The 7,994-nt window shown below is 71.5% G+C and carries 9 protein-coding genes; 5 read left to right on the plus strand and 4 right to left on the minus strand.

Annotated features, from left to right (window positions below):
- The first annotated feature begins 137 nt into the window (after window positions 1-137).
- The gene (gene mutM / locus V7E45_RS36460; RefSeq protein ID WP_333778568.1) at window positions 138-998 is read left to right on the plus strand and encodes a bifunctional DNA-formamidopyrimidine glycosylase/DNA-(apurinic or apyrimidinic site) lyase; all 861 of its coding nucleotides are present in this window, start codon (window positions 138-140) and stop codon (window positions 996-998) included.
- Here mutM and V7E45_RS36465 read toward each other — a convergent pair.
- Window positions 971-1,369 (minus strand): winged helix-turn-helix transcriptional regulator, encoded by a 399-nt coding sequence (locus V7E45_RS36465; protein ID WP_333778569.1) that lies wholly within the window; start codon window positions 1,367-1,369, stop codon window positions 971-973. The two genes, mutM and V7E45_RS36465, sit on opposite strands and share 28 nt — an antisense overlap.
- 144 nt (window positions 1,370-1,513) lie before the next feature.
- On the opposite strand from V7E45_RS36465, the gene V7E45_RS36470 reads away from it, so the two are divergent.
- Window positions 1,514-2,098: a flavodoxin family protein gene (locus V7E45_RS36470; protein WP_333778570.1), complete on the plus strand. Its 585-nt coding sequence runs from the start codon at window positions 1,514-1,516 to the stop codon at window positions 2,096-2,098.
- A 45-nt stretch (window positions 2,099-2,143) separates the two neighbouring features.
- Here the strand turns inward: V7E45_RS36470 and V7E45_RS36475 are convergent, their stop codons facing one another.
- The 3 genes from V7E45_RS36475 to V7E45_RS36485 form a co-directional block, all read right to left on the minus strand.
- A complete protein-coding gene (locus tag V7E45_RS36475; protein ID WP_333778571.1) occupies window positions 2,144-3,265 on the minus strand; it encodes a winged helix DNA-binding domain-containing protein in 1,122 nt (373 codons plus the stop codon).
- A gap of 104 nt (window positions 3,266-3,369) precedes the next feature.
- The gene (locus tag V7E45_RS36480) at window positions 3,370-3,561 is read right to left on the minus strand and encodes a hypothetical protein (protein WP_333778572.1); all 192 of its coding nucleotides are present in this window, start codon (window positions 3,559-3,561) and stop codon (window positions 3,370-3,372) included.
- A 57-nt stretch (window positions 3,562-3,618) separates the two neighbouring features.
- The gene (locus tag V7E45_RS36485) at window positions 3,619-4,932 is read right to left on the minus strand and encodes a CAP domain-containing protein (protein ID WP_333778573.1); all 1,314 of its coding nucleotides are present in this window, start codon (window positions 4,930-4,932) and stop codon (window positions 3,619-3,621) included.
- Window positions 4,933-5,111: 179 nt separating this feature from the next.
- On the opposite strand from V7E45_RS36485, the gene V7E45_RS36490 reads away from it, so the two are divergent.
- The 3 genes from V7E45_RS36490 to V7E45_RS36500 all read left to right on the plus strand — a co-directional run.
- Window positions 5,112-5,393 (plus strand): acylphosphatase, encoded by a 282-nt coding sequence (locus tag V7E45_RS36490; protein ID WP_333778574.1) that lies wholly within the window; start codon window positions 5,112-5,114, stop codon window positions 5,391-5,393.
- A 381-nt stretch (window positions 5,394-5,774) separates the two neighbouring features.
- Window positions 5,775-5,978 (plus strand): hypothetical protein, encoded by a 204-nt coding sequence (locus V7E45_RS36495; protein WP_020942469.1) that lies wholly within the window; start codon window positions 5,775-5,777, stop codon window positions 5,976-5,978.
- A gap of 242 nt (window positions 5,979-6,220) precedes the next feature.
- Window positions 6,221-7,994, plus strand: a 1,774-nt coding sequence (locus V7E45_RS36500) for a chromosome segregation SMC family protein (RefSeq protein WP_333778575.1), incomplete at its 3' end; no start/stop codon positions are given.

Below are 7,994 nucleotides of genomic sequence, written 5' to 3' on the forward strand. Positions count from 1 at the left end.
CCCCCCCCCCCCCCCCCCCCCCCCCCCCCCCCCCCCCCCCCCCCCCCCCCCCCCCCCCCCCCCCCCCCCCCCCCCCCCCCCCCCCCCCCCCCCCCCCCCCCCTCGGCTCGTCCCACCGGTCCGTACGGGGGTTGTCGATGCCTGAGTTGCCCGAGGTCGAGGTCGTCCGGCGCGGCCTGGAGCGGTGGGTCGCCCACCGCACGGTCGCTGACGTCGAGGTGCTGCACCCGCGCGCCGTGCGCCGGCACGTCGCGGGCGCCGACGACTTCGCCCACCGCCTCAAGGGCCACCACATCGGCACGCCCAGCCGCCGCGGCAAGTACCTGTGGCTGCCGCTGGAGGAGACCAACCAGTCCGTCCTGGCCCACCTCGGCATGAGCGGCCAGCTGCTGGTGCAGCGGCACGAGGCACCGGACGAGAAGCATCTGCGCATCCGGGTCCGGTTCGCCGACGGCCTCGGCACCGAGCTGCGCTTCGTGGACCAGCGCACCTTCGGCGGTCTGTCGCTGCACGACAACACCCCCGAGGGCCTGCCCGACGTCATCGCGCACATCGCCCGCGACCCCCTGGACCCGCTGTTCGACGACGAGGCGTTCGCCGTTGCGCTGCGCCGCAAGCGGACCACCGTCAAGCGGGCCCTGCTCGACCAGTCGCTGATCAGCGGGGTCGGCAACATCTACGCGGACGAGGCGCTGTGGCGCGCCCGCATCCACTACGAACGCCCGACAGCGAACCTCACCCGCCCGGTCACGGCCGGACTGCTAGGTCATGTCCGGGACGTGATGAACGCGGCGCTGGCCGTCGGCGGCACCAGCTTCGACAGCCTGTACGTCAACGTCAACGGGGAGTCGGGCTACTTCGACCGGTCCCTGGACGCGTACGGGCGTGAGGGTCTGCCCTGCAAGCGGTGCGGTACGCCGATGCGGCGCCGGCCCTGGATGAACCGGTCGAGCTACTTCTGCCCGAAGTGTCAGAGGCCGCCGCGCGTCTCGTCGTAACGGACGCGGGCCGCGAGCACGTCGTCCATCGAGCCCTCCACGCAGTGGATGAGGGCGAGCAGCCGCTCGGCGACCTGGTGGCCCAGGGGGGTCAGGTCGTAGTCGACGCGGGGCGGGTTGGTCGGCTGCGCCTCGCGGTGCACCAGGCCGTCGCGCTCCAGCGCGTGCAGCGTCTGCGACAGCATCTTCTCGCTCACGCCGTCGACCCTGCGGCGCAGCTCGTTGAAGCGCAGCGAGCCCTCGTACAGCGCGCCGAGCGTCAGCCCGCCCCAGCGGCCCGTGACGTGCTCCAGTGTGCCGCGCGACGGGCAGGCCTTCGCGAACACGTTGTACGCGAGGTCGTCTTCCTGCTCCTGGGTGATGCCGCTCATGACACAAGCATACGCGAGCGCAGCGCTGACCGACAGCTTGCACTAACTAGAAGTTAGTGCTTTTCTTTGGTTAGCGCTTTTGAGCTGCCCGTCCGGGCCGCGCCTGTGCCACCTTCCGTCTCCGTGCGTTCGAGGAGCCCCATCGTGACCACCCCTGTCGTGTCCATCGCCTACCACTCCGGTTACGGCCACACCGCCGTGCTCGCCGAGGCCGTGCGCGCCGGCGCCGCCGAGGCCGGTGCGGAGGTGCACCTGATCAACGTCGACGAGATCACCGACGAGCAGTGGGCGACGCTCGACCGCTCCGACGCGATCGTCTTCGGCTCGCCCACCTACATGGGCACCGCCTCCGGCGCCTTCCACGTCTTCGCCGAGGCGTCCTCCAAGCGCTGGTTCGGCCAGGACTGGAAGGACAAGCTGGCCGCCGGCTTCACCAACTCCGGCTCCAAGAGCGGCGACAAGCTGCACACCCTGCAGTTCTTCCAGATCCTCGCGGGGCAGCACGGCATGCACTGGATCAACCTCGGCCTGCACCCCGGCTGGAACAGCAGCGAGGCCTCCGAGCACGACCTCAACCGCCTCGGCGTCTTCGCCGGCGCCGCCGCCCAGACCAACGTCGACGAGGGCCCGGACGCCGTGCACAAGGCGGACATCGCCACCGCCGAACACCTCGGCCGCCGGGTGACCGAAACGGCCCGCACCTTCGCCCGGGGCCGCGCCGCGGCGTGAGGCGGGGGCGGGGGGCCGGCGCGGGGCTCTGCGCCGGCACCGCCCTCAGGCGTCGGCGATGCGCAGTTCACCTCCCGCCACGCCGTCGGACGCGAAGAGCAGGAGCCGTTCCCCCTCCTCCTCCAGTTCGGCGCGCCGGCGCCTGCTCATCGGCTGGAACAGCTGGACGTCGACGGCGGTCGCCCCGCGCGCACCGTCGACCCGCCACGACCCGGCGACGAACCCGTCGACCAGAACGGTCCCTGGGATCACACCGTTCTTCGTCGCGATGGCCCTGCGGTGCTCGTCGCTGATGATCCGGGTGCGGTCGGCGTGGGAGAGGATCGCGTTGTCGTACGGGGCCAGGTAGCGCACCGGCGCGGGCGTGCCGGCGTCCGGACGGGGCGCGCCGGGCAGGTCCCACAGCTCCCGCCCGTCCTCGTCACGGAAGCGGACCAGCCGCGGGCGAAGGCGCTCGGTCACCGCGCGCAGCCGGGTGAGCCCCGACCACGCCTGGACGTCCTTGACGGTGGCCGGACCGAACGCCGCCAGACAGCGCAGCACCAGGGCGTCGACATCGGGCTCCGGATCCAGCGGGGCGCCGAGCCAGTCCTCCGCCGTGGCGTACGTCGTCCGTCCGCTCCGGCCCCACACTCCGCGGGGCGGTACCTGGACGACCGGCAGCAGACTGCGCACGACGTTGGCGAGCACGGCGGCGGGACGGTCGGGCCAGCTCGCCCGCAAGGCGGCGCCCAGGTCGCCGACGGCCAGCGGAGACCGCTCCAGGAGCTCCCGGCCGGCCGCGGCGACCTCGGCCGGGTCCAGCCCGTCCAGGTCCTTGCCGAAGGTGGTGAGCAGGCTTCGTTCCAGGAACGGCTGGAGACACGGCCGAAGCCTGCGGCAGTCGGCGGCGGTGACCAGATGGACGGTGCCCCGCATCAGCGCGACGCGCACGGCCCGCCGTTCGGTGAGCAGCCCCGCCAGCTCGGCGGGACGAAAGTCCGCCAGCCGGGTCCACAGCCCGTAGTACGGCGGCATGGGCGCCTGCGCCTGAAGCCCCACGAGGCGCTCGAGCGCCTCCTCCGCCGGCATCGCACGTCGTTCCAGCAGCAACTGACGCGCCAGAAAGGCACGATTGACAGCCCGCCGCTCGAGCACGCCGCCGGACCGGGACGAAGTGGCTGCCATCTGACCCCTCACTCCAAGAAGACCGAACAACGCGCATGCGCTACGGCACTTCTACACGTCCGCTCCCCAGGAGGCGCTCGATCGGGCACGGCAGGGGCACGCTTCTAGTCGTCGAGCCATGGGCCCCGAGTGATTTGCTTGTGAAGTCGCTCGTCCAGGCAGCTCAGGTGGGCCCAGACGAACTGTGTGCTCTGTTCTCCCGCCCGCGTGATCTCCAATGTGACGCCATCACCGGAGAGGCCGACGTCGGTGGTTCCCATGCAGAACGCGCAGCTCACTGGCTCCTCGATGTTCATCTGGCGAATGTAGCCCGCGGCCCAGCAGACCTCATAGGGCGCTGACCTGCGGGAATCTCAGTAGCCGAAGTCCTGGGTCCACCAAGGGCCGCCCGCGCCGAAGTGGACGCCGACTCCCAGGGTCTTGAAGTCGCAGTTCAGTATGTTGGCGCGGTGGCCGGGGCTGTTCATCCACGCGGCCATCACGGCCGCCGCGTCCGCCTGGCCGCGGGCTATGTTCTCGCCGCCGAGATCGGTTATGCCGGCCTTCGCCGCCCGGTCCCACGGGCTGGCCCCGTCGGGGTCGGTGTGGTCGAAGAAGTCCCGTGCGGCCATGTCGCCGCTGAAGGTCCCGGCCAGCGTGGACAGCGAGGAGTTCGCCGCCAGCGCGCTGCACCCGACCTTGGACCGCTCCTCGTTGACGAGCTTCAGAACCTCCGCCTCGGCGGCGTTCTCGCGCGAGACCGTCACCGGTGGCGTGCTCGCCGTGGGCGCCTTGCTCGCCGTGCGCGAGGGCGCGGGCGCGGCCGCCGTGCCGGCCGGGGCCGGCTTCTTCGAGGCCGGCCTCGACGGCGCCTCGGTAGGCGTCTTCGTGGGCGTCTTCGTGGCCGTCTTCGTCGGGGAGGGGGATGCCGAGGCGGACCTGGAGGCGGAGGCCGACGGGGTCGGGGTCGCAGCCGGTGCCGCCGGGTGGCGGGTGCCGCCGCTCGTGGCCGAGCCGCCGGTCGGCGTGGCCGCCGTGCCCGAGGTGCCGCCCTGCTCGGCGGCCGTGTTGCTGGGGGAGGCCCCGGCTCGTATCCGGTCGCCGCCCGTGGTGTGGGTCGCGCCGCCGAGCTGGTAGTTCTGCAGGCCGGGCACCATGCCGGTGGCCACCGCGGCCGTACCCGCCAGCGCCACGGCGGCGGTTATCCCGAGCACGCTGCTGCGCACCGGCCTCGCGGCCTTCTTCCGGCGCCCGTGACCGTCAATGGGGTCGCCGTCCGACGCGAAGTGACCCCAGTCGGAGGGGTCACCGTCGGGCGCGAAGCCGCTCGCTCCGAAGTCGTTCGTCCCGAAGGCGGCCGTCCCGAAGTCGTTCGCCGCGAAGCGGTCACCGTCCGGCGCGTCCGGCGTGAAGCCGTTCCCGTAGGAGGGGCCGTCGTCCGGCGTGGGCCCGTTTCCGGCGGAGGACAGCGCCGGCTCGTCGCCGGTCGCGTACAGGTAGGCCGTGCTCGCGGCGTTCGTCTCGGCGTACGCCTCCGGGTTCAGGTACGGCGCGATGCCCCTGGGTCGGTCACCCGCGGTCGAGTCCTGAAGGTACTCGCCGTCCGTGACCGAGTCGTACGCGCGTGTGACCCCCGTGGCGCGGCCCTTGGCGGCGCGGCCGGCGTCGGAGCGTCGGTGGCGTCCCATGTCCTTGCCCTCTTCCTCGTCGCGCGGTCGACCGGTGCCCTCGCGGCGGTGACTCCTTCTGGCCAACCGAACTCACTCGATCGAGCGAGTTTCATATGAGATTCATTGGTTTTGGACGGTACCCCATCGTGCCGAGGCGGGATGTGTCCCAGACGACACCGGCCGGTTAGGTTGCACCCATGAGCGAGGATGTTCGACTGGTCGCCTGGGTGCGCGGACGCGTCCAAGGTGTGGGTTTCCGCTGGTTCACGCGGGCCAAGGCGCTGGAGATCGGCGGATTGAGTGGTTTTGCTCTCAATCTGGGCGACGGCCGCGTCCAGGTGGTCGCCGAGGGCGCGCGGCGCGGCTGCGAGGGACTGCTCGACTGGCTCCAGGGCGACGACACGCCCGGACGCGTCGACGGAGTCACGGAGATCTGGGACACACCTCGCGGCGGCTACGACGGCTTCGTCATCCGCTGAACCGTTTCTGTAAAACCCCGCAGGCCCGTCGGCCGCAAGGTGCCAGGGGCATGTGCCTCAAGCAGAAATGACCTGGTGGTTGCCAAGAAGGGCGTGGCGTGGCAGGCTCCGCTGGAACAGCTGATCGTCACGCCCTGAGGGCCCCGCAGAAGCAGCAGCGCCGCCGCTCGCCGGCCGCCTGCGCCGGGTTCGCCCGCCAATACAGGGCGTGATCGTGTTGACCGTCAAACTTTTTGGTGAGACGCTGAAAGCCCCGCGCACCTTAGCTGTTTGGCATGTAAGAACGGCAGAGCAACACTCGAGTGTGCCAAGCACCGCGGGTGCGAATCCCTCACGACCAAACCGCATCGGTCGGTCACTCATTGTGGAGGACCATCCATCATGGCAAAGGCGCTTCTCGGTTACGTCGGCGGCTCCGACCCGCGACTCCTCGCCGAGATGCGACGGCTCCAGCAGCGCGTACAGGACCTGGAATCCGAGCTCGGACGCATCCAGGCGGAGAACGAGGCGCTGACGGCTGCCGCTTCTCACGACAGGATCATGGAGAGCATCGACGCACACCAGGCGGAGCCTGCGCTCACCTGATCGCTGCATCGCTCCACAACAGCACACGCAGCGGTTGGGGTGCCCGTATCAACCGCACAGTGTCAGGCAATCGCAACCCGGTTGTCAGAGTTGCAAGGGACGCTTCGGCGTCCCTTCTTTCTTTCCCCCGTGCATCCTTTCACTGTCTTAACGTCTGGTGTGCCCTGTCCGTTCAATGGCGAAACCGTGCGGTTGCGAGTGTTCGTGGAGTGAGATAGCGGCGCCGGGTAGAGTCCAGCGCCGTGCACCTCAAGGCCCTGACCCTCCGCGGCTTCAAGTCGTTCGCGTCCGCGACCACGCTCCGGTTCGAGCCGGGGATCACCTGCGTGGTCGGACCGAACGGCTCGGGCAAGTCCAACGTCGTGGACGCGCTCAGCTGGGTCATGGGCGAACAGGGCGCCAAGTCGCTGCGCGGCGGCAAGATGGAGGACGTCATCTTCGCCGGCACCACCGGGCGTCCGCCGCTCGGCCGCGCCGAGGTCTCCCTGACCATCGACAACTCCGACGGGGCGCTGCCCATCGAGTACGCCGAGGTCACCATCACGCGGATCATGTTCCGCAACGGCGGCAGCGAGTACCAGATCAACGGCGACACCTGCCGTCTGCTGGACATCCAGGAACTGCTCTCCGACTCCGGCATCGGCCGCGAGATGCACGTCATCGTCGGTCAAGGCCAGCTCGACTCCGTCCTGCACGCCGACCCGATGGGCCGCCGCGCCTTCATCGAGGAGGCGGCCGGTGTCCTCAAGCACCGCAAGCGCAAGGAGAAGGCGCTCAGGAAACTGGACGCGATGAAGGCCAACCTCGCGCGTGTGCAGGACCTCACCGACGAACTGCGCCGCCAGCTCAAGCCGCTCGGCCGCCAGGCGGCGGTGGCGCGCCGGGCCGCCGTCATCCAGGCCGATCTGCGCGACGCCCGGCTTCGGCTGCTCGCCGACGACCTCGTACGGCTGCGTGAGGCACTGAAGGCCGAGATCGCCGACGAGGCGGCCCTGAAGGAGCGCAAGGAGGCCGCCGAGCAGGAGCTGCGCAAGGCGCTCCAGCGGGAGGCCCTGCTGGAGGACGAGGTGCGCCGGCTCAGCCCGCGCCTGCAACGGGCCCAGCAGACCTGGTACGAGCTGTCCCAGCTGGCCGAACGGGTGCGCGGCACCATCTCGCTGGCGGACGCCCGCGTCAAGAGCGCCACCTCCGCGCCCCCCGAGGAGCGGCGCGGCCGCGACCCTGAGGACATGGAGCGCGAGGCCGCCCGCATCCGCGAGCAGGAGGCCGAGCTCGAAGCGGCTCTGGAGGCCGCCCAGCGGGCGCTAGACGACACCGCCGACCACCGCGCCGAACTGGAGCGCGAACTCGCGGTCGAGGAGCGCAGGCTGAAGGACGTCGCGCGCGCCATCGCCGACCGCCGCGAGGGCCTGGCCCGCCTCTCCGGCCAGGTCAACGCGGCCCGCTCGCGCGCCGCGTCCGCCCAGGCCGAGATCGACCGGCTGGCGGCGGCCCGGGACGAGGCACAGGAGCGCGCGGTCCGCGCCCAGGAGGAGTACGAGACGCTGAAGGCCGAGGTCGACGGCCTCGACGCCGGCGACGTGGAACTGGCCGAGCGGCACGAGACGGCCAAGCGGCGGCTCGCCGAGGCCGAGTCGGCGCTGAGCGAGGCCCGCGAGGCGGTCACCGCGGCCGAACGTCGGCGTGCGGCGACCCAGGCCCGCCACGAGGCACTCGCGTTGGGCCTGCGCCGCAAGGACGGCACCGGGATACTGCTCGGCGCCCGGGATCGGCTGACCGGGGTCCTCGGACCGGCGGCCGAGCTGCTGACGGTGACCCCCGGCCACGAGGTCGCCCTGGCCGCCGCCTTCGGCGCCGCGGCGGACGCGATCGCCGTGTCGACCCCGGCCTCGGCGGCCGAGGCGATCAGACTCCTGCGCAAACAGGACGGCGGCCGAGCGGCCCTGCTCCTGTCTGCGCCCCCGGAGCCCACGGACGCCTCCGCGACGGAAACACCCGCCCCCGGCACCCCGGGTA

Source organism: Streptomyces sp. IBSBF 3136 (genome assembly GCF_036815105.1).
Taxonomy (GTDB): domain Bacteria; phylum Actinomycetota; class Actinomycetes; order Streptomycetales; family Streptomycetaceae; genus Streptomyces.

Excerpts from the sequence above, each read along its gene's own strand:
- mutM (WP_333778568.1), top strand. The coding sequence starts at position 138 with ATGCCTGAGTTGCCCGAGGTCGAGGTCGTCCGGCGCGGCCTGGAGCGG.
- V7E45_RS36465 (WP_333778569.1), bottom strand. The coding sequence starts at position 1,369 with ATGAGCGGCATCACCCAGGAGCAGGAAGACGACCTCGCGTACAACGTG.
- V7E45_RS36475 (WP_333778571.1), bottom strand. The coding sequence starts at position 3,265 with ATGGCAGCCACTTCGTCCCGGTCCGGCGGCGTGCTCGAGCGGCGGGCT.
- V7E45_RS36480 (WP_333778572.1), bottom strand. The coding sequence starts at position 3,561 with ATGAACATCGAGGAGCCAGTGAGCTGCGCGTTCTGCATGGGAACCACC.
- V7E45_RS36485 (WP_333778573.1), bottom strand. The coding sequence starts at position 4,932 with ATGGGACGCCACCGACGCTCCGACGCCGGCCGCGCCGCCAAGGGCCGC.
- V7E45_RS36490 (WP_333778574.1), top strand. The coding sequence starts at position 5,112 with ATGAGCGAGGATGTTCGACTGGTCGCCTGGGTGCGCGGACGCGTCCAA.
- V7E45_RS36495 (WP_020942469.1), top strand. The coding sequence starts at position 5,775 with ATGGCAAAGGCGCTTCTCGGTTACGTCGGCGGCTCCGACCCGCGACTC.